The 19,873-nt window shown below is 57.5% G+C and carries 15 protein-coding genes and 3 pseudogenes; 6 read left to right on the top strand and 12 right to left on the bottom strand.

The window, feature by feature from the left end; translation table 11 throughout:
* Positions 1–104: 104 nt before the first annotated feature.
* Positions 105–1,733, bottom strand: a complete 1,629-nt coding sequence (locus tag WM94_RS22395; RefSeq protein ID WP_082810612.1) for a mechanosensitive ion channel family protein — start codon at positions 1,731–1,733, stop codon at positions 105–107.
* Between the two features lie 361 nt (positions 1,734–2,094).
* On the opposite strand from WM94_RS22395, the pseudogene WM94_RS22390 reads away from it, so the two are divergent.
* Positions 2,095–3,419 (top strand): annotated as a pseudogene (locus tag WM94_RS22390) (SDR family oxidoreductase).
* Between the two features lie 200 nt (positions 3,420–3,619).
* Positions 3,620–3,838, top strand: a complete 219-nt coding sequence (locus WM94_RS29570; protein ID WP_003256807.1) for a general stress protein — start codon at positions 3,620–3,622, stop codon at positions 3,836–3,838.
* A gap of 301 nt (positions 3,839–4,139) precedes the next feature.
* Here WM94_RS29570 and WM94_RS22385 read toward each other — a convergent pair whose 3' ends face one another.
* The 5 genes from WM94_RS22385 to WM94_RS22365 form a co-directional block, all read right to left on the bottom strand.
* On the bottom strand, positions 4,140–5,660 hold the full coding sequence (locus WM94_RS22385; RefSeq protein ID WP_061552124.1) for an FAD-dependent monooxygenase: 1,521 nt from the start codon (positions 5,658–5,660) through the stop codon (positions 4,140–4,142).
* Positions 5,661–5,821: 161 nt separating this feature from the next.
* Positions 5,822–7,345: a histidine ammonia-lyase gene (gene hutH / locus WM94_RS22380; protein WP_061552123.1), complete on the bottom strand. Its 1,524-nt coding sequence runs from the start codon at positions 7,343–7,345 to the stop codon at positions 5,822–5,824.
* Positions 7,346–7,357: 12 nt separating this feature from the next.
* A complete protein-coding gene (locus tag WM94_RS22375) occupies positions 7,358–8,191 on the bottom strand; it encodes a glycine betaine/L-proline ABC transporter ATP-binding protein (RefSeq protein ID WP_003256804.1) in 834 nt (277 codons plus the stop codon).
* Positions 8,188–9,039: a proline/glycine betaine ABC transporter permease gene (locus WM94_RS22370; protein ID WP_038409409.1), complete on the bottom strand. Its 852-nt coding sequence runs from the start codon at positions 9,037–9,039 to the stop codon at positions 8,188–8,190. The genes WM94_RS22375 and WM94_RS22370 overlap by 4 nt, the downstream gene beginning before the upstream one ends.
* A gap of 75 nt (positions 9,040–9,114) precedes the next feature.
* Positions 9,115–10,083 (bottom strand): ABC transporter substrate-binding protein, encoded by a 969-nt coding sequence (locus WM94_RS22365; protein ID WP_061552122.1) that lies wholly within the window; start codon positions 10,081–10,083, stop codon positions 9,115–9,117.
* A gap of 199 nt (positions 10,084–10,282) precedes the next feature.
* Between WM94_RS22365 and WM94_RS22360 the strand changes: the two genes are divergently transcribed.
* Positions 10,283–11,197: a LysR family transcriptional regulator gene (locus WM94_RS22360; RefSeq protein WP_015270113.1), complete on the top strand. Its 915-nt coding sequence runs from the start codon at positions 10,283–10,285 to the stop codon at positions 11,195–11,197.
* 22 nt (positions 11,198–11,219) lie between these two features.
* Here the strand turns inward: WM94_RS22360 and WM94_RS22355 are convergent.
* From WM94_RS22355 to WM94_RS22340, 5 genes and pseudogenes are all read right to left on the bottom strand, one after another.
* Positions 11,220–11,384: pseudogene (locus tag WM94_RS22355) on the bottom strand (EAL domain-containing protein); the annotation flags it as partial.
* Between the two features lie 300 nt (positions 11,385–11,684).
* On the bottom strand, positions 11,685–12,044 hold the full coding sequence (locus WM94_RS22350; protein ID WP_039612879.1) for a cupin domain-containing protein: 360 nt from the start codon (positions 12,042–12,044) through the stop codon (positions 11,685–11,687).
* Positions 12,041–12,634, bottom strand: a complete 594-nt coding sequence (locus WM94_RS22345) for a GNAT family N-acetyltransferase (RefSeq protein WP_061552120.1) — start codon at positions 12,632–12,634, stop codon at positions 12,041–12,043. Before WM94_RS22345 ends, WM94_RS22350 begins: the two co-directional genes overlap by 4 nt.
* 567 nt (positions 12,635–13,201) lie before the next feature.
* Positions 13,202–13,583 (bottom strand): annotated as a pseudogene (locus WM94_RS29565) (Rid family detoxifying hydrolase).
* A gap of 25 nt (positions 13,584–13,608) precedes the next feature.
* Positions 13,609–14,220 carry a trimeric intracellular cation channel family protein gene (locus tag WM94_RS22340; RefSeq protein WP_061552119.1) on the bottom strand — a complete coding sequence of 204 codons (612 nt, stop codon included), beginning with the start codon at positions 14,218–14,220 and terminating at the stop codon, positions 13,609–13,611.
* 161 nt (positions 14,221–14,381) lie between these two features.
* On the opposite strand from WM94_RS22340, the gene WM94_RS22335 reads away from it, so the two are divergent.
* Positions 14,382–15,500 (top strand): PLP-dependent aspartate aminotransferase family protein, encoded by a 1,119-nt coding sequence (locus tag WM94_RS22335; protein WP_218188725.1) that lies wholly within the window; start codon positions 14,382–14,384, stop codon positions 15,498–15,500.
* A gap of 57 nt (positions 15,501–15,557) precedes the next feature.
* Positions 15,558–16,859 (top strand): hypothetical protein, encoded by a 1,302-nt coding sequence (locus WM94_RS22330; RefSeq protein WP_061552117.1) that lies wholly within the window; start codon positions 15,558–15,560, stop codon positions 16,857–16,859.
* 28 nt (positions 16,860–16,887) lie between these two features.
* Here the strand turns inward: WM94_RS22330 and WM94_RS22325 are convergent, their stop codons facing one another.
* Positions 16,888–17,820 (bottom strand): LysR family transcriptional regulator, encoded by a 933-nt coding sequence (locus WM94_RS22325; protein ID WP_061552116.1) that lies wholly within the window; start codon positions 17,818–17,820, stop codon positions 16,888–16,890.
* A 547-nt stretch (positions 17,821–18,367) separates the two neighbouring features.
* Here WM94_RS22325 and WM94_RS22320 point away from each other — a divergent pair.
* Positions 18,368–19,873, top strand: a complete 1,506-nt coding sequence (locus tag WM94_RS22320; protein WP_061552115.1) for a PLP-dependent aminotransferase family protein — start codon at positions 18,368–18,370, stop codon at positions 19,871–19,873.

The following is a 19,873-nucleotide window of genomic DNA, read 5'->3' as shown; positions in this document are numbered from 1 at the left end:
AGGCGTGCCCGCAACGAAGCCGGCCAGGAAGGCAACGGCCAGGCCAACGCGGGTTCGGGAGCACCGTCGGCAGCATGGCGACCCCGTGATCGCCGGTTATGACGCTATTCCCCCTGCTGGCCAACATCAGGTTTCCGCGCAGGTGCCGTGAACCAGCGCTCGTGCGGCACCCACTTTTCCTGCGCGGGGTCGCCCAGGTAATGCGGCGACATGATCTGCACCCCGTACTCGTTGAACACATCCTGAATGTTGCCGTGCAACAGGCTCAGCAGTTCTGCCCGTGGCCGTGGCTCACTCGGCACCGCCTGCGCCACCAGGCGATACTCGGGGTAGAAATCCGAAAGCCCGGTCTGAAACACCTGCGGCCTGGGTTTTTCCAGTATGCCGTCGGTACGCTTGGCCGCCTCCACCAGCATCGCCTCCACTTGGCGCCACGGCGTGTCGTAACCGATGGTGACCACAGTATCGACGATGTAGCCCTGCCCCTGTACAACACGTGAAAAATTGCGTGTCACCGAGCCGGTGATCATCGAGTTGGGCAAGGTCAACACTTCGCCCAGTCCAGTGCGGATCGTGGTGTTGAACATGCCGACTTCGGTCACCGTGCCCTCGTGGTCACCTACCCGCACATACTCGCCAGCCTTCAAGGTGCGTGAATAGGTCAGGATCAGGCCTGCTGCCGCCTGCCCGACAATGCTGGAGGCGCCGAGAGAAATCATCAGCCCGAGCAGCACTGACAGCCCCTTGAAGGCGTCGGTGCCGGAACCCGGCAGGTACGGGTACGCCATCACCAGGGCGAACAGCCAGATGGCAAGTGAGGTCAGGCGTGTGGTTGGCTGCAGGGTTTCCTCGGTCAGCCACTTGAGGGTGCCCGGCCGGGCCATGCGCTCCAGCAGGCGCCGACTGAACCCACTGATACCGCGGGCGATGAAAAAAATGATGATGGCCACGGCGATGCCGGGAATTGCCTGCAAAATGCCGTCGAGCAGATAACGTAACAGGTCGATCAAGTGGACGTTGAGGCTTTCCCCCCAAGGCCGGGTGTAGGGGAATTGCGACAGCACGAAGCTCAGCCACTGGTAGCTCAGCAACAGTACTACGCCCCAGTGCAGCAGCCGCAACAGGCGTTCGATCACGGTGTAGACCAGCTGCATGTCCAACAGTGGCATCTGCCCGAGCCGTATCTGCCGGGCGCGCTCGCGCATCAGCTGCGGCAACAGGCCTTGGAGCTTGCGCCGGGCCAGGTTGGTGCCCTTGATGAGCACCACGTAGATCAACGTGGCCAGCACCGAGTAGCCTGCTGCCTTGAGCAGAAAGCGCAGGCTGCGGGCCTGACCGGTCTCGTCGACCACCAGGCGCAGCATAGCGGCTGCCTGCTCGGCGGCTTCGCGAGTATCGCCACCGGCCAGGCCCAGGTCCTGCGGCGCAATGATGAAGGCACGCCGCCCTCCCAATAGCACCAGGTGGCTATTCAGGATGGGGTCGACGCTGACCTTCAGCTCATCAGTCCCGCGCAAGGCCTCTTCGATCACGGCTGTGGCCCGTTGCACCCGCGCCGCCGGCGTTTCCCCCAGCAAGGTGGCGTGGAAGATGAAGATGCTGCGATTGGCGATGGTCAGCTCGGCCGGTTCACCGGGCACGCCATCTGTGGCACTGCCTGCAACGTCGATACCATGCCCAACCATGGGCTGCAGGGTGAAAAGAATCAACAGCAGGCAATAAAGGCGCTTCATCATGAAATCCCCGGGCCCCTATGGCGAAAACCATGCAGGTAGTGATAGCACAGCGTTTACTACCCAGGGCTGAGGAACCAGCGGAAATACGGGCGCGGCGGTTCAGGACATCATCCTGTGACACACGGATGCAGCGAAGCACCGTTTGGTACCACCGGACTTGTTGGTCTGAACTTTGCCGTCCGCCCTGGCTTCCCCTGCATATCCAACACGCAAAGATGCGCCTGCCGGGGCAGGTGCCAACGAGCGCTTTGGTATCCGGAGCGTTGCTGGCCCGCGCGGCGTCAAGCGCACCGGGCCTGCTTCTGACTAGCACAGCAAAGGCTGGCATTTCCGAGGTCCAACTACAGGGGTTCGCAAAATGATCGATCAAGCGACAGGTATGAAACCAGGTGAACGCTATCGCGTGGAAAACGTGGAGCGGGCTCATCAGTTCCCTGGCTTCTTTCAAGACGGGAAGTATTATCTCGGCCCTGAGCTTTTGACCGCCGTGGGGTGGATCGAAGGCACGCGCTTCATCTACGACAGCGTGGATGCCGAGGGTGAACCCGTGTTTCCGAACCGGCAGGCTGGCACGATTGAAGGGCTGAGGTTGACCCTGGTCGATGGCACCGCTCTTGAGCTTTCTCGGATCGAGGCCAGCGAAACGATCGCGCCACTTGACGACCACAAGAAATCTGGCACAGAACAGGAAGCGCCCCGCGGGGGCGTTCAGAGCAGAGGACCACTGCGCGGCAAAGTCGTGGTGATCACTGGCGCTTCCAGCGGTATCGGCCGGGCCGCCGCGCACGCATTTGCCTGCAAGGGTGCTCGCCTGGTGCTCGCTGCGCGCGATGAAGAGGCGTTGTTCGAGGTACTGGATGAATGCACCGACTGCGGTACCGATGCCATAGCAATCACGACCGACGTCACCCACAACGACCAGGTGCAAGCGCTGGCCGCACAGGCAGCAGAGTTCGGCCACGGGCGAATCGATATCTGGATCAACAACGCCGGCGTTGGGGCGGTCGGCAATTTCGAAGAAACACCGCTGGAGGCCCACGAGCAGGTCATTCAGACCGACCTGATGGGTTACCTGCGCGGTGCGTTCGTAGCCCTCCCCCTCTTCAAAGCCCAGGCAGCGGCATCCTGATCAATACGCTGTCACTGGGCAGCTGGGTGGCCCAACCCTATGCAGCCGCGTACTCTGCGAGCAAGTTCGGCTTGCGTGGCCTGACCGAGGCGCTGCGGGGGGAATTGACGGAGTTTCCTGATATCCATGTTTGCGATATCTATCCGGCCGTCATGGACACACCGGGCTTCCGAGACGGCGGCAACTACACAGGCCATGCGCTGACGCCTCCGGGCCCTGTATATGATCCCGAACTTGTGGCGAAGGCCATGGTGGCCTGCGCAATCTCACCACGCGCTCACACCACGGTCGGTGCCACGGCCCGCCTGGCGCATCTGGCCAGTTACCTGGTACCAGGCCTGCCTCTGTTATCGGGGTGGCTGACGCGTCGGGGGATAAACCGCAGTCCCAAAGCCGAAACATCATCTGGCAACCTCTTTGAGCCGCCGAGTGGCAGGAGGAGTGTCGACGGAGGCTGGAGGAAGCCAAAAGACAAGACGCCTCTACTGATCGGCGCAGCGGCGCTTGGAATGATCGTGGGTTTTGCAATCACCCACTCACGACGCAGGAGCTGAATGACCGTGCCGTCAAAGTCGATGCAAGCCAGATCCTTCCCAAAGGTTGGCGAACAAAGCTCTGCTGCACCACAGGCGCCCGCACGGGTTCTTTCGCGCAACCCGTCGGGCCGAGCAAAATGCAGTAGAGCAAACGCCCCCCTGCCTGGCGTCCGAGTTGAACACAGACTTTCCTGTGTGACGACATGAGGTGAAAGATCATGGCTGACAACCAAAGCAATCGTGGCCACCAAGGTGGTACCGCCCAGAACAATCCAGGCAATTTTGCCAATGACCGTGAGAAGGCGTCGGAGGCAGGTCGCAAAGGCGGACAAAGCTCTGGGGGCAATTTTGCCAACGACAGAGAACGCGCCTCTGAGGCTGGACGTAAAGGCGGACAGAACAGCCACGGCGGCGGTCGTGGCAGCGAAAATCGCTAACTTGAAATGAGCTCGGCCAGGGTGCACGGCGCCCTGGCTTTTTTTTCTGGATTTAACCGCAGTGGCCACCAAACGCTCTGCGTCGGTTTCAAGCTACAACGAAGCAGTGAGCCGCCCCTTCCACGCTTCGTATCTGGCAAGCAGCGGTTGAACGCTCAATCCGTGCAGCAGAATGCTCAGCGCCATCACCGATCGTTCCGCTGCATGTGGTTAACGCATCTTAGGCAGTACCCGAGAATTTCCCGGCATCGATAGTTCATGCGCTGTCGACCACAACCTGCACAAATCTGGCATGCGATGCTCATCGCATCATCCCCTGCTCCTCGAAATACTGACTCAAGGCGGTCGCCTCCCCCTCAGGATCAGCCAGTGCGACATAGTTGTCAGGCCGCAACAGGTAAGCAGCATTTCTGGCAACGCCGGCTTTCTCGTACGCATGCTCCCAAGCGAAAACATGCAGTGCAATACCGTGCCTTGCGCACCATTGGGACAAGTCGGCCTTGGCTTCGCCGTAAACATGCACCTGCCACTGAATGGCTGCCAGTGAAGCGTAGTTGTCCTCGGTGCCCACAGGCAGCCAAGGCAGGCGATCACCACCCTGAACGCCACCAGCCTTGCCCTGGCTCAGCGGGCTTTCGCGGTAATCGAGGGTGGTTTGCGAAACCACTCGGAACAGGTACTCACGGACGTTTTCGCTCTTGTATGCAACGCTCGCGAAGAGCGGCGCGATGCGAGTACGTACAAAGTCGGCAAATCCGCCCTGAGCGGTAACGAAGGTGAACAGTTTGTCAGTTGTCTCCACCAGCGTGCGGGCAAATGCCTGGCGTTCGATCTGGTAGCTGTCGAGCAATGTGTCGGGCGCCTTCCCTTTCAACACCGCGGCAAACTTCCATGCCAGGTTGATCGCGTCCAGAATGCCGGTGTTCATGCCCTGCCCGCCCGCCGGGCTATGCACATGCGCAGCATCACCGAGCAGAAACGCCCGGCCACGGCGGAAATGGTCCGCAACGCGATGGTGAACACGGTAGGTGGAAAACCAGTTCACGGCGGTAATCCTGAGGTTCAAGCCGTTGATGGCGTCATGACCAACGTCCTCGAACGTCAGATGTTCAGGATGCTCGGCTCGCTCATCACGCACGGTGCCAATCAAGCGGTACTGGTCCTTTTCGCCATAGCACAAGAGCAGCACAAAATCGGATTTGTCAAAAGCGATATGCCCCTCACCTGCCGGCTCGACGCCATTTACCCTGACATCCGCAACATAGAAAAGCTGTTTGTAGGTGCCGCCCTCGAAACCGCCGCCGATCCCTTGCCGAACAAGCGACCGAGCGCCATCGCACCCCGCCAGAAAAGCCGCAGTGAAGGACTCTTCTCGCCCATCAGCATGTTTCAGCAGGGCCGTGACATGGCTTTCACCCTCCTCGAAGGACAGCAGTTCGGTCTGCCGTTCCACATCCACCCCGAGTGACTGGAGCTGCTGCACCAGCAGGCGCTCATGGCGGTCCTGGGGGTAGATCAACACGAAGGGATACGCTGAAACTTCTCTGCCTGCGTCGCCCAAGGGGATACGCGCCCTGTGCCGACCGCGTGCCCACATGTTCATGGCAGGGGTTTTATAGCCAGCCTCTATCACTGGCTCGGCCAGGTCGAGCTGGCGATAGAGCTCCAGCGTGCGGGCTTGAACAGCCATTGCGCGAGAAGCTTCGCCAGGACCACTGCTCTTGTCGACGATCCTTACGGCAACGCCTTGCCTGTTGAGCCAAAGAGCAAGAACCAGCCCGGTCGGACCGGCTCCGACAATGAGAACGTCGGTCTGCGCCATGATCTCACCTCGAACATCAATGACCCTGGAATCATGAATGTTCCTGGGCGCGCGCAAAGTCAACGTTTTATTGGTCGTTCGCAATCAAGGGGGCATTTGCCCCCCCGATTGCATAGGTCCTGCCCCTCACGAGCCGAAGCCATGAGTGGCCCTTGCATCGGTCATAGCAGCTCGGGGAATGCAGCGCCAAGCAGGCCCGGATCCTTCAGGATCGATGCGCTGCTGGCGATATCCGGGGCCAGCCAACGGTCCTGGGCATACGCCGGGACCCGTTCGCGCAACAACCGCCAGGCAACGTTGGTACCCGCGCCAAAGCGCTGCTCCTTGAGGAACTCAAATGCCTGGGCCGCCAACAGGTATTCGATGGCGAGGATCTGCGTGCAGTTCTCCAGGGCGCGGTGCAGCTTCAACCCGGCATTGGTGCCCATGCTCAGATGGTCCTCCTGCAGGCCGGAGGTGACGTAGTTGTCGACGACTGCCGGTTGTGCCAGCTGACGGTTTTCTGCACACAGTGAAGCAGCCACGTACTGGACAATCATCATCCCCGAATTAACTCCCGGCTGGCTGACCAGGAAAGCCGGCAAGCCGCTGACCAACGGGTTGATCAGGCGATCGAGACGACGCTCGGCAATCGCCCCGATCTCGGCCACCGCGATGGCCAGCAAGTCGGCCGCCATGGCCACCGACTGGCCGTGCGGATTCGCCTGGGAAACCACCCGATACGACTCGGGCGTACCCAGCAGCATCGGGTTGTCGGTGGTGGAGTTGAGTTCGGTTTCGATCTGCCGCGCAGCGTGGTCCAGCTGGTCGCGGGCGGCGCCATGAACCTGCGGAATCGAGCGAATGCTCAAGGCGTCCTGGGTGCGAATGCCTTGGCTGCTGGCAATGATTTCGCTGCCGTCGAGCAGGCGCCGCAGGTTACTGCCCACGCGCTGCATGCCGGGGTGCGGTTTCATCGCGATGATTTCAGGGTCGAAGGCATCGAGCTGGCCGCGCAGGGCCTCGAAGCTCATGGCGCTGATAACGTCCGCCCATTGGCTCAACCGCGTGGCATCGTCCAGGGACAGGCAGCTCAGGCCGGTCATGCAAGGGGTACCGTTGACCAGGCACAGGCCATCCTTGGCACCCAGTTTGACCGGCGCCAGGCCGACCTCGGCCAAGGCCTGCTGCGCCGGCATGATCTGGCCGCGATAGCTGACCTGGCCGACGCCCAGCAAGCTGATGCTGATATGCGCCATGTGGGTCAGGTACCCCACCGACCCCTGCTTCGGCACCTGCGGCGTGATGCGCTGGTTGAGCAAGGTCAGCAGCGCCTCGACCACCTTGCGCTGCAGGCCGGAACGGCCCTGGCAGAAATTGATGATCGCCGCGCACATGATCGCCCGGGTCTGTTCGTCCGACAGCGCCGTACCCACGCCACAGGCGTGGCTGAGCAAGGTGTTGTGCGACAGCTGGCTGAGTTGTTCATCCTGCAACGAGACATTGCACAAGGCGCCAAGCCCGGTGTTGACGCCATAGGCGCGGTCACCGCTGGAAACGATGCGCTGGACAATCGCCTGGGCGTTCTCGATCCGTGCCCAGGCCGATGGGGCCAGCTCAAGCTTCGCTCCATGCCGGGCCACTGCCACCACGTCCTGCCAACGCACTGGCGCGTCGGCGATGATGATTCTTTCGGCAAACGACATACACCCGGTTCCTTAAAGCGAAGCTACGCGACGCTGCACGAAACGATCTACATATTCGTCCGCAGGCTGGTAGAGGATTTCTTTCGGCGTGCCGACCTGCACCAGGCGACCGTCCTTGAGAATGGCAATCCGGTTGCCGATGCGCACCGCCTCGTCCAGGTCGTGGGTGATGAAGACGATGGTCTTGTGCAGTGTCTTCTGCAGCTCCAGCAACTGGTCCTGCATTTCGGCGCGAATCAGTGGGTCGAGCGCACTGAAGGCTTCGTCCATCAGGATGATGTCGGTGTCGGCTGCCAGGGCGCGGGCCAGGCCGACGCGCTGACGCATGCCGCCCGACAACTGGTGCGGGTACGACTTTTCGTAACCCTTGAGGCCCACGGTGTTGATCCAGTGCAGGGCACGCTCTGCACACCTGGCCTTGCTCTCGCCACGGACTTTCAGGCCGTAGGCGACGTTGTCCAGCACGGTGCGGTGCGGCAACAGGCCGAAGCTCTGGAATACCATGCTGATCTTGTGCCGGCGGAATTCGCGCAGGGCGTCCATGTCGTACTGCAGAATGTCTTCGCCATCGACCAGGATCTGGCCGCTGGTCGGGTCGATCAGGCGGTTGAAGTGGCGCACCAGGGTCGACTTGCCCGAGCCCGACAGCCCCATGATCACGAAGATCTCGCCGCTGCCGATGGACAACGAGAGATCGTTGACCCCGACCACGCAGCCGGTTTCGGCCAGGACCTGATCCTTGGCTTTTTGCTGGCGGATCAGTTTCAGGGCATCTTCGGCGCGAGCACCGAATATCTTGAAGACATTCTTGACTTCGATCTTGTTCATTGTCTGTTTGGCGCTCATTTGCCCACCCCATGCCGTGGTCGGCCATAGGCCTGGGTAATGCGGTCGATCACGACCGCCAGAATCACGATGGCCAGGCCCGCTTCGAGGCCGCGGCCCACATTCAGGGTCTGGATGCCGACCAGGACGTCTTCACCCAGGCCGCGGGCACCGATCATCGAGGCGATGACCACCATCGACAGGGCCATCATGGTGGTCTGGTTGATACCGGCCATGATGCTCGGCAACGCCAGTGGCAGCTGCACACCGAACAGTTGTTGCATGCGATTGGCACCGAAAGCGTTGATCGCCTCCATGACCTCGCCATCCACCTGGCGAATGCCCAGGTCGGTCAGGCGAATCAGCGGCGGCGCGGCATAGATGACGGTGGCAAAGATCGCCGGCACCTTGCCCAGGCCGAACAGCATCAGTACCGGGATCAGGTACACGAAGCTGGGCATGGTCTGCATGATGTCGAGCAGCGGCATCAACACCGCCCGCAGGCGATCGTTGCGCGCCGACAGCACACCCAGCGGAATGCCGACCAGGACCGATATCAGCGTTGCGACCAGCATCAGCGCCAGGGTCTGCATCAGCTTGTCCCAGAGGCCGACCGCGCCGACCAAAAAGAGCAAGCCGACGATCACGGCAGTGGTCACGACTTTGCGGGTGGCGTGCCAGGCGATACCAGCAACAACGGCCAGCATCAGCCACCAGGGTACTGCGCGCAGCAGGCCTTCGAGGTTGACGATGGCCCACAGCAGGGTGTCGGAGATGTGCCGGAACACGTCACCGTAGTTGGTTACAAGCGCATCGACCCAGCCATTGACCCAGTCGGCAATGGAAAACGTGAAGTTCTTGGGAAACATGGAATTCTCTCAAGCAAATGCATGAAACGGACTGTCGCGTGCCTTGTCCGGCAGAAGCCGGACAAGCCCATACGCTCAGAGTGCCGCGTCCACCTTTTTGGCTGCGTCTTCGCTGACCCAGCTGTGCCAGACCTCGGGGTGCTCCTTGAGGAACAACTTGGCCAGTTCCGGCGACTCGATGCGATCTTTGCTCATGCGTGCCAGGTTCTGGTTCAGCAGGTCGATCGGCAGATTGACCTTTTCCAGCACCGCCACCAGTTCCGGCGCCTGCTCGTGGAAGGCCTTCGACAGGCCCACTTTGATGGTCAGGGATTTATCCACGCCTGGCTTCTCGTCCAGCTTGACCAGGTCGACCAGGCCCATCAGCGGCGTCGGCGACCAGTAGTAGAACAGGATCGGCTCGCCACGCTTGTAGCTCGACAGCACGGCGGCATCCAGTGCCGGGCCGGTGCCCGGGCGGAAGTTGGTGTAGCTGCTTTCCAGGCCGTAGTGCTTGAGCATCTCGCTGTTGTCCAGCTCGCAGGTCCAGCCGGCCGGGCAATTGTAGAAGCGCCCCTTGTCCGGCTCTTCCGGGTCCTTGAATACCTGGGCGTATTGCCCAAGATCGGCGATGGTCTTGAGGTTCGGTGCCTTGGCTTCGAGTTTGCGCTTGGGGTCGCCTTCGATCACGTAACGCGGCACATACCAGCCTTCGACTGCGCCAACGACCGGCGCGCCGACGCCAACAACCTTGCCGGCGGCCGCCGCCTGGTTCCAGACCTCGCTGCGCCCTACCCACTCTTCGGCAAACACCTGAATGTCGTTGCTGCTCAGGGCGTTTTCCATGGAGATGGAGTTACCCGGCAGGCTGTCGGTTTCACAGCCATAACCATTTTTCAGCACGAACTGCATCACGTCCGTGAGCAGCATCCCGCTTTCCCAGTTCAATCCGGCGAATTTCACCGGTTTGCCAGACTCGCACCAGCCGGCCGCCTGGCTGGCACCAGCGGCCGCCAGCAGCCCGAAAGATAGTGTGGTGGTCAGCAGAGCCTTTGTAATTTTCATTGTGACGCTCCCAAACAAGAACATGGATTGCAGTAGTCGAGGGCATCCGGCCCAAAGAGGGTCGCCAAACTGGCTGATCAGCCTTGCAATCGGCATCGGCGTGGCACCTGTGATCGGTTGCCACTGCACAGAGGAAATATTTCACAACCTCAAAAAAGGATAAAATAATATGTCCTGATGTATCACAACGGAAAAACCTATGAAGTTCACACTTCGACAACTGCGCTACGCGCTCGCAGCGGCCAAGCACGGGAACCTCACGACTGCCGCCATGGAGCTTCATGTTTCGCAGCCCTCCATTTCGGCGGCCATCAGCGAACTGGAAGAGGTGCTGGGCCAATCGATTTTCGTGCGCCAACGTGGCCTCGGCATATCGCTGACTCCGTTCGGGCGTACCGTCATGGTCCAGGCCCGCCGCGTTCTGAGCGAGGCTCGGACCTTTGCCGAGATCAATGCCAATGCAGGAGAGTGTGTCGGAGAGTTGGTGGTCGGATGTTTTGAAGACCTGGCGCCCTATTGCCTGCCACAGATCGTGCGACGGATGCAGGAGTCCTGCCCGAGGGTCACGGTCGATATGCGCGAAGGCAGCTTCGATTATGTGGGCAAGCGGCTGAGTGAGGGCGCGATAGAGCTGGCAATCACCTACGATCTGGGCCTGCCGCCGAACACTCAATGCACCCAGTTGTGCCAGCTGACCGCTCAGGTACTGCTGGCTGCCGATCACCCGTTGGCCAAGGAATCGCGCGTCAGCCTCAAAGCGCTATCCGAATACACACTGGTAGTCACCGATCAGGTCCACAGCTGGCAGCATGTGCTGGATCTGTTCAGCTTCTACGATCTTTCGCCCGCCGCTGTACACCGTGTGCGCACCTTCGAGATGCAGCGTAGCCTGGTCGCCAACGGGTTTGGCGTGGCGCTGATCTACACCCGGCCATTTGGTGACCGCAGTTATGATGGTCAAGCGCTGGTATGTCGGCCGACCGAGGAGAAATTGCCAACGCACAGCATCGTGCTGGCGCATGATCAACGCTATCCGCTGACGCCTTCGGCTGAGGCTTTCAAGGAACTGGCGGTGGCATGGTTCGCGGAGCGGCCGTCGTTTGCATCCGAATGAAACTGCCCTCCTCTGCGAGGCGTCATTGCGCTAACGATATCTGGTCTTTCATCATCCCCATCAGTACCTCGTTTTCCAGCGGTTTGCTGAGCAAAAAGCCTTGTACTTCATGGCATTGGTCATCGCTGAGCAAGGCCAGTTGCTCGGCGGTCTCGACACCTTCGGCAGTCACCGTCATGCCCATTGCAGCAAGGACGTCCATTGGTTCACCATCGCGGCCTAGGGTCTCCCGGTTGACCGGGCAGCAGGACTGGAGGTCGATGGAGCTGACGATCGGTGGTTGGCAGTTTGAGGCGGACTCAAGGTCCTGAGGCTGTGCTGAGCCCCTTTCGCGACACAAGGCCGTCCCCACAAAGGCTCAGTTCCATGCGCGACAGCGCAGACATGAGGTTCAGAGGACTGTTGTGGCCTGCCAAAGAACATTCGAGCGCCGCCAGCAGGCAAGCATGCTAACTGACCCTGCGCTGCGCTCGATGAAACGCGAGTCTTAGTTCGCGGGCAAGAGGATCACGAAGTTCTTTTTCATGTCTTCCAGCACGGTCCATTTGCCTTTGGCGCCCGGTTCGATAATGAACGTGTCGCCAGCGGCCAATGTGATGGGAGCGCATCCCTCAAGCTCGATGACGCAGCGTCCACTCAGGACATGGCAGAACTCCCAAACTTTGTAATCGATGCGCCACGCTCCGGTGCTGGCTTCCCATTCTCCGGAAATGCGACCTTGCTGTTCGTCGTGATAGTACTTGGACGTCAGCGTATGAGGGGTGCCTTCAAGGACCTCTTCAAAAAAAGGAAGGTCACGTACCGGCTGGATATCCAGTTCGCGGAACACGGTCAGTTTCTTGTTCATGGTTTTTTCTCGAGCACGTTGTGGTTAGGGCGGTACATCAAATAGGCTTCACCGGTCACGCCCAGCATCGGGTGCGGGACGATCTGGCAGGTTTTTACAATTTGAAAACCGTGACGCTCGTAGAAGCGGCGTGCACCGTGGTTTTCTGCATAATCGATCAGGCATAGCCCATTCAGGCCAGACTCCTCGGCGCGCTGCTGGGCGTGGCGAAGAAACTGGACGCCCAGCCCCTGGCTGCGCCAGGCTTCGTCCAGGGCCAGGCTGGATATGTACAAGGTATCGGGTATTTCCATGTCGGAATAAGGCGCCAGGACCGGGTCTGTCTCGACAGGCCTGTCAGGGGTCTCGCGCAAGGCATAGCTATGCATCATGCCGATGACGCGCCCTTCGAAAGTGGCCATCAGGCAGTTCTTATAGGAAAAGTCGCCCTGCTCCCTGACATAGCGAGACGCGCCGACACTCAGCAATGCTTGTCCAGGTGCGGCAAGCTTGCTCCATATGTAATCGGCCATACCTTCCGATGTCAGTTGAAAAAAGCGCGCAATATGGTGCGCGTCCGAGGCTTGAGCGGGTCTGAAGTCGACAGACATTTACAGTGCTCCCATGGGATCGGGTAGTTAGTTTTCAAGGATTACGCCTTTGACAGGGTGGCAGGGTAAGCAGGTTTAGCGGTTCCCATCATGCTCTGGGCGAACACCGTCAGCACGGCGTGCGACGCCGCCCCATGCTTGGAGGCACCTGGCCGAACAAAGGCGCATGCCTGGGGAATCGATCGTGCAGTTGCAGGAGTTGCTGAGGCGAAAAGCGGGGCGACCTGTGCTTCCATGACGGGATGGCCGGAATCAGAACAGGTTTGCCTCGGTATGGAGCTGTATGTCAGGTAAGGCAGCTATCGACCCGAAGCTGACCTTCGCTGAGGGCAGCAAAGGGTAAAAATATGACACAGCGAAACTTCATTCCTAACGGCATTCTATGCAGACTTTGTTGAAGCCATGCAGGGAATTAAGGCCAATGCTCATCTGTGCGTCCGTTATGCGGCCTGTATCGAATAGCGCCAGACTCTAAAATTTGAGATTAGTTACCGATGCGCATATAGCATGGCATAAAGGCGTAGATTCGTGGCTACGCCTAATACATGGATTAACTAGGGCACAATGTTAGCTCCTGACCAGCGCGATCATTTCGATTTCTACTTCAGCCCCCAGGGGCAGAGCTGCGACACCTATTGCAGCACGAGCGGGATACGGCGCGGCAAAAAACTCAGCCATAACCGAGTTTACCAGCGCAAAACATGAAAGATCAGTTAAAAAAACGTTCACTTTAACCACGTCTTTCATCTCGGCGCCGGACTCTAAAATAAGCGTCTCGGCCTTTTTTGAAAGCTTGGCGGATCTGCGCTTCGATGCCCGAAACCAGCTGCATGGTGCTGGCATCCAAAGGCAACTGACCAGAGAGGTACAGCATGTCACCGGCCTTGACGGCATGAGAATATGCGCCGACGGCTCTAGGTGCGTTTTCTGACACTAAATGCTTTAGCATAAAACCCTCAGATTGGACATGTTTACTATCTTTCATCGCTATATTGAAACTTTGGCATTTCCCAGTGGAAGCGAATAGCCAAAAGCCGGAGAGCAAAACCTCCCAGGAAGGTGAGGAGAATCGCTTGATTATGTGAAAACCCTAAGTAGTCACAGGCGAAGTAGAACCAAGAAGCAACGAATGCAACACCGGCATAGAGCTCACGCCTGAACACCAGTGGAATATCATTGCAAAAGATATCGCGAAGTACGCCACCAAAAACACCTGTCACAACGCCACTCAAGGAAGCAATTAATAAACCGTGCCCCATATCGAGAGCGGTCTGGCATCCGATCAAAGTAAAGGCAATAAGGCCAACTGCATCCAGAACCAGAAATAGAGATCTCAAGCGTCTCATTAATGGTGCGATCATGACCGTGAAAAGTGCTGCAATACTGGTGAGAATCAGATACTCGGGGTGTTTCACCCAAGTAAGCGGATAATGACCGAGTAAAATGTCTCGTACCGACCCACCGCCTAGCGCTGTTACACAAGCCACCAGTATTACGCCAAACCAATCCATGCCTCTCCGTCCTGCAGACAACGCCCCTGTCATCGCTTCTGCGGTGATCGCCATTAGATATATGTAAAGAAGCATAGGTAGTACCTGAGTGTTCAGGTGGATAACTCTACCTTCTGACTTCATTCAAAAACATCGACATTCAATAAGCCACGCTTATCACCCTATAAGCACAGAATATTGATTCGTTCTAGGTCGGGGAATAGCCTCTGCCCACCCCTTCGAAACGAATGAAAAAAATGAAAACCCAACCGTTTAAAAGCCTCGTGCCAGCCATTCACCGGGCGTCCACAGTCGTCTTTGACAACTTCGCCGACTTTGCAAACCGTCGCGAGCGTCAGCCTGATGGTTTCAGCTACGGCCTGACCGGAACCCCGACGAACCGTGAGCTGGAGCAGGCAATCTCTATGCTGCACGGTGCAGCACATACCGTGGCTTTGCCTTCTGGGCAGGCCGCCCTGGTACTTGTCCTGCTGAGCTTCCTGAAGGCTGGCGATCACGTGATCGCACCAGACAACTGCTATGGGCCCACTCGCGAGTTCCTCGCCAACAACATTCGCTCGTTCGGTATCGACGTCACTTTCCTCCCAGATGGATCGCCACAGGCCATCGAGGACTTTGTCAAGCCCAACACCAAGCTGATCCTCGTGGAATCTCCTGGGTCGATCACCATGGAGATGCAGGACGTTCACAGCATCGTGCGGACTGCGAAGAAGCATTCCATCTTCACACTGATCGATAACTCCTGGGCGAGCCCCCTGAACTTCCAGCCCATTGCGCATGGGGTCGACCTGGTTGTCGAGGCGCTTTCGAAGGTAATCAGCGGGCACTCCGACCTCCTGATGGGAAGCGTCACGACCAACGACACAGAGCTCTACAAACGCATGCGTCTGCAGCAAGACCTACTGGGTATGTACGTGAGTCCGGATGATTGCTATCTGACCCTACGGGGCCTGGAGACTTATCCACTGAGGCTCGAGCACCAGGGCAAGAGCACACTCGCTATCGCCAACTGGCTGGAATCCCACCCGCTGGTTGAAAAGGTGTACTACCCAGCATTGGAAAGTGCTGAAGATCACCAGTTGTACAAAACCCTCTTCAACGGCCCAGGATCGCTGTTTTCCTTCTCGCTCAAATCAGACGAGCGTATTGGCAACTTCTTTGATGCCCTTCGCACCTTTGCAATTGGTGCAAGTTGGGGCGGTACACATAGCCTAGCTGCATATTACCCACAGCAAGTTATGGCTGGTCGGCAACACAATAAAATCAACAGTTCATTGATTCGGCTATCTATCGGCCTGGAGCCAGTAGATGTGCTCTTGGAGGATTTGGAAAAGGCACTCAATCAAACTCAGTAAGCTTTACCAAAAAAGCTTTGATCATATGACCACAAAAAGAACAAGAGACGACATAAAATGACCGAAATTACGATGCAGGCGGTAAAACCTGAAATCCGTAAGAAAAGCTTCACGAAAGATGATTTCCTTTGGGTTCTCGGCATCTATGGCTGCGCCGTCGGGGGAGGTTCGTTGTTCTGGCCTATCAGCCTTGGGCTGTCGGGCTTTTGGGCAATGCTTATTCTGACGCTAATCGCATTCCCGATTACCTACTACAGCTATCGAGTGCTTTGCCAGTATATTTCAAGTGGTACCGTAACAGCCGAATCCACCAGTAATATCGTCGACACTACAAGGGAATTGCTCGGGGATCGCGCCGTTAGAGTACTGAGTATTGCGTACTTCATGATGATTTTCCCATCACTTGTCGTCTATGCAATCACCATGTCGAACACCTTCATCGACTTCTTCAATACTCAGCTCGGTATCCCTGGGTTGAACCGCCCGCTGGTCGTAATCGGAGTTACGTTAACGGCGCTTCTGATCGCTCAAGGCAAAACAACCTTCGTTGTTAAAGCCATCGGGCTCATCGTATTCCCGTTCATTTTCTCCCTCATCTTCTTTGGCCTGATGGGTATTCCACACTGGAACACATCGTTCATGGTCACGGCGCATGACTATGGTGGAGTGAGCGGCATCATGGGCTCGGTGTGGTCGTCGTTGCCGATGGTGATCTACGCATTCAGCTTCACGCCAATCGTTTCGAGCTTCGTTGCGCACTACAAGAAGCATTATGGCTCTGAAGCTCAGCAGCGAATCGGACGTACCTTGCTGATCGCAATCGTTGTGGTCGTGGTGACTGTGGTGTTCTTTGCATGGAGCTGCATTTTCGCCCTCTCGCCACAGGAGCTTCAGGCAGCTCGCGGCGAGAACCTGACAGCCTTGTCCTACATGGCGAGAAAATTTGATAATCCGTGGCTGGCAATCAGCTCCCAGATCATCATCTTCTTCGCAGCCTTGAAGGCGTACCTGGCTCAGTACCTGGCTACCCGAGAAAGCCTGAAGGGCATTGCGAAAAACTACTTCGGCAGCAGCACCGAGTTTGTCGACGGTGGGATGATGAAGGCCATTATCCTGACGCTGGTCTTCGCGATTACCGTGATCCCCGCCATTCCAAACCTCGACATCATCATGTTGATCAAATACTTCATGGTGCCGGTCAGCGTATTTGTGGTGTACTTCCTGCCACAGTATGCGTTTTACAAGTCGCCGAAACTCCAACACCTGCGAGGCGGATTGGTTAACTACTTCGTACTGACCATCGGCCTGCTTTGTCTGTTCAACGGCGTACAGAATATCATCAAATACCTCCTGCACTAAACCCAGCAAAAGGAAACGGACTTCCTTTTCAATCCAACACGCTGAATCCAAGTAGATTATCCAAGCGCTTGATATCGCCTTCCAATTGGATCCTCAGTAGGCGTATCAGCTCCTTTGCTTCCAAAGACAGCCTTGAGTCTTTCCGAAAAATCAACTTTGACGTAAAACGCACTTCTTTATCAAGCAACCTTGCTTCTAGTTTGTCAGGCAGGTAGCTAGACGCCACAATAGGATGCGCCAAGCCGACGCCAACGCCTTGAGCCACCAGCTCACAAACCGTCAGGGCATAGGGGGTTTGTACGGCAATATCAAGTTGCTTTGCCGCAGCGCCCATATGTGCTTCAAGCTCTAGGCGCGTGTGATCCTCAGCGTTCATGGCCACGAACGGGTACTTTAGCAAATCAGATGTCGTTAGCTCCTTAACGTGTCCACCTATAAGGCCAGGTGGTGAAACAATTAATCCTCTAGCACTGCAGAAGTTGTACTGCTCACAATCTTTCGTTTCGATTTCGTTTGCAATTATGCCGAAGTCAATCTCACCAGAGTGTACCCGTTGGTAAGCGCTGGCTGAGCTGCATACCTCAAAGAACACCGGCACATCAAACTTCTGACGAAAGCGTGCAATGGCCATTGGAGCCAAGAAATTTCCATACGCGGGATGCACAGCAAGACGCAGACTCGACTTTACACTGCTTTTCAGCGACCGAAGTTTGTGATCAATCATCGCCAAGCCGTTGAAGAAAGTCTCAACCTCCTCCATTAAGGCATATGCTTCGCGGGTAGGAACCAAACGCCCGCGATTACGCTCAAACAACACAACATCGTACTTGCTTTCAAGCTTCTTTATTTGCTGACTTACAGCTGGCTGGGTAATCTCCAGCATTTTCGAGGCCATGCTTGTACTTCCGGCAAGCATTACGGCACGAAAAACCTCAAGCTCCCGATACATGTTGATTTTCATCGCTCATTCCTTTAAGAGGCGATTACATTAAACGCTGAATGCATGACAGGGTTGGCGACTCTATAATGGAAAAACATATTAAATTCAAGCAGCTATCAATTTTTCAGCGGCATGGCTAATTTTAGGTGAAAAGCAGTTACTGGGGTTAGTGAAATATTTTCGTGCTGATCAATTTCGGTTCCCTAAACACATAAAAACTTAGTTCGATTGCTAATCAAAAGTGGTGGAGTACCTCAAGTGAACGGTGGATATTGATCAGGCGTCGGGCATACGGAAGGTTACACACCTCCACCGTCCGTTATGGGACCAATTCTGGCAGTGCTGAACGGCTGCAATGGGCCGATAGCGGTCAGCCGTAACCGGCTGTTTGTTGGCCCAAAGCAGACGCTTTCCAGTTGACGTGAATCGGTCCTTTTCATTATCCAGCCCCGGAGGGTGCCGGACATCAACACCGGACAGATGACTTATCGGGTATCGCTCGCTACCCTGAAATCCCGTCGCCTGACGGTTCCCGGGTCAAATCCCGTTTCACCCAGACGAGCATGTCATGAAATCCCCCACAGGTTTGCTGCTGTCGGCTATCGAACTGGACCGTGCCAGTGCCATACCTCTGTACCGTCAACTGTATCTGCAAATTCGCAAACAGATTCTCAACGGCAGAATTCAGGGGGGCGTGCGCCTGCCGTCGACGCGGACCTTGAGCATCGAGCTGGGGCTGTCGCGAATCACCATCCTCAATGCTTTCGATCAGTTGATTGCCGAAGGTTTCCTGGCCTCGCGCACGGGTGCAGGTACGTATGTCGGTACTGAGTGGGAAAACCGGAGTATCGAGGACGAGCAACCGCGCCAGCCGCCGCGCCTGTCCGAACTGAGCCAGTCGATGCTGTCGCTGCGCAGCGATCATTTTCGCGGGGTGTCCTATGCCGACTGGGATCCGGCGACGCCGACCTCCTTCCTGCCCAGTCACAGCACCTATGAAGAATTTCCGCAAGCCATCTGGCGGCGCCTGATGAACCGTCATTTGCTCAAGCCGACCAAGGCGATTCTGGGTTATGGCGAGTTGCAAGGCTTGCAGGCGTTTCGCACAGCGATTGCCGAATACGTCTTCGATGCGCGGGGTATCGACTGCAATGCCGAGCAAGTGGTGATCGTTTCCGGCGCGCAGCAAGCGTTCAACCTGCTGGGCATGCTGCTGCTCAATCCGCAGGACAGTGTCTGGATGGAAGACCCTGGGCACATCGCCGCGCGAATTGCGTTGCAAGCCCAGGGGGCCAAGATCATTCCGTTGCGTATTGATGAGCAGGGGATCGATGTCCAGCAAGGCCTTGCCGAGTGCCCTGATGCGCGCCTGGTATTCTGTACGCCTTCGCGTCAGCATCCTTTGGGTGTCACCCTGAGTTATGTGCGGCGCCAGGCACTCATCGACTGGGCTGCGAAGCATCAGAGCTGGATCATCGAGGACGATTGCGACAGCGAGTTTCGCTACAGTGGTCGACTTCTTCCGGCACTGTATGCCATGGACCAGATGGCCAGAGTGATCTACGTCGGCACGTTCAGCAAAGTGCTCTTCCCGTCACTGAGACTGGGCTACGTGATTCTGCCGCAGGCTCTGGTCGAGCCCTTCTGCACCCTGCGCGCGGTCATGGATCGCAGCCCGCCCACACTGCTTCAGGCCACAACGGCCGACTTCATGAGCGAAGGCCACTTCCTGGGGCACATCCGCCGCATGCGTGCACTGTACAAGGCGCGCCAGCAGGCGTTGATCGAACAACTTGAAAAGCAGATCGGCAGCTTTTTCAGGATCACTCCGACGGATGCTGGCATGCACCTGATCGCCTGGCTGCCCCCCGAACTCAGTGACACTGAAATCGCCCGGCAACTGGCCCGACACAACATCCACACCTACGCCTTGAGCGACTACCGCATCAAGCGTGACCTGCCGCCTGCCCTGTTGATCGGTTTTGCCGGCACGCCCGAAAAGCAGGCCCGGGAGCGTGTCGAGGAGCTGGCCCAGGCTTTGCGCACGCTGGGTTATCTTCCGCCGACCACTTGA

It is taken from the genome of Pseudomonas sp. ABFPK (genome assembly GCF_001586765.1).
GTDB classification, from domain to species: domain Bacteria; phylum Pseudomonadota; class Gammaproteobacteria; order Pseudomonadales; family Pseudomonadaceae; genus Aquipseudomonas; species Aquipseudomonas asiatica.
The sequence above is the reverse complement of the archived record's forward strand: the minus strand, read 5'-3'. Positions and strand labels throughout refer to the sequence as shown.

What these genes read in the sequence shown, in the direction of transcription:
- WM94_RS22395 (WP_082810612.1), bottom strand. Translation starts at nt 1,733, where the DNA reads ATGAAGCGCCTTTATTGCCTGCTGTTGATTCTTTTCACCCTGCAGCCC.
- WM94_RS29570 (WP_003256807.1), top strand. Translation starts at nt 3,620, where the DNA reads ATGGCTGACAACCAAAGCAATCGTGGCCACCAAGGTGGTACCGCCCAG.
- WM94_RS22385 (WP_061552124.1), bottom strand. Translation starts at nt 5,660, where the DNA reads ATGGCGCAGACCGACGTTCTCATTGTCGGAGCCGGTCCGACCGGGCTG.
- hutH (WP_061552123.1), bottom strand. Translation starts at nt 7,345, where the DNA reads ATGTCGTTTGCCGAAAGAATCATCATCGCCGACGCGCCAGTGCGTTGG.
- WM94_RS22375 (WP_003256804.1), bottom strand. Translation starts at nt 8,191, where the DNA reads ATGAGCGCCAAACAGACAATGAACAAGATCGAAGTCAAGAATGTCTTC.
- WM94_RS22370 (WP_038409409.1), bottom strand. Translation starts at nt 9,039, where the DNA reads ATGTTTCCCAAGAACTTCACGTTTTCCATTGCCGACTGGGTCAATGGC.
- WM94_RS22365 (WP_061552122.1), bottom strand. Translation starts at nt 10,083, where the DNA reads ATGAAAATTACAAAGGCTCTGCTGACCACCACACTATCTTTCGGGCTG.
- WM94_RS22360 (WP_015270113.1), top strand. Translation starts at nt 10,283, where the DNA reads ATGAAGTTCACACTTCGACAACTGCGCTACGCGCTCGCAGCGGCCAAG.
- WM94_RS22350 (WP_039612879.1), bottom strand. Translation starts at nt 12,044, where the DNA reads ATGAACAAGAAACTGACCGTGTTCCGCGAACTGGATATCCAGCCGGTA.
- WM94_RS22345 (WP_061552120.1), bottom strand. Translation starts at nt 12,634, where the DNA reads ATGTCTGTCGACTTCAGACCCGCTCAAGCCTCGGACGCGCACCATATT.
- WM94_RS22340 (WP_061552119.1), bottom strand. Translation starts at nt 14,220, where the DNA reads ATGCTTCTTTACATATATCTAATGGCGATCACCGCAGAAGCGATGACA.
- WM94_RS22335 (WP_218188725.1), top strand. Translation starts at nt 14,382, where the DNA reads ATGAAAACCCAACCGTTTAAAAGCCTCGTGCCAGCCATTCACCGGGCG.
- WM94_RS22330 (WP_061552117.1), top strand. Translation starts at nt 15,558, where the DNA reads ATGACCGAAATTACGATGCAGGCGGTAAAACCTGAAATCCGTAAGAAA.
- WM94_RS22325 (WP_061552116.1), bottom strand. Translation starts at nt 17,820, where the DNA reads ATGAAAATCAACATGTATCGGGAGCTTGAGGTTTTTCGTGCCGTAATG.
- WM94_RS22320 (WP_061552115.1), top strand. Translation starts at nt 18,368, where the DNA reads ATGAAATCCCCCACAGGTTTGCTGCTGTCGGCTATCGAACTGGACCGT.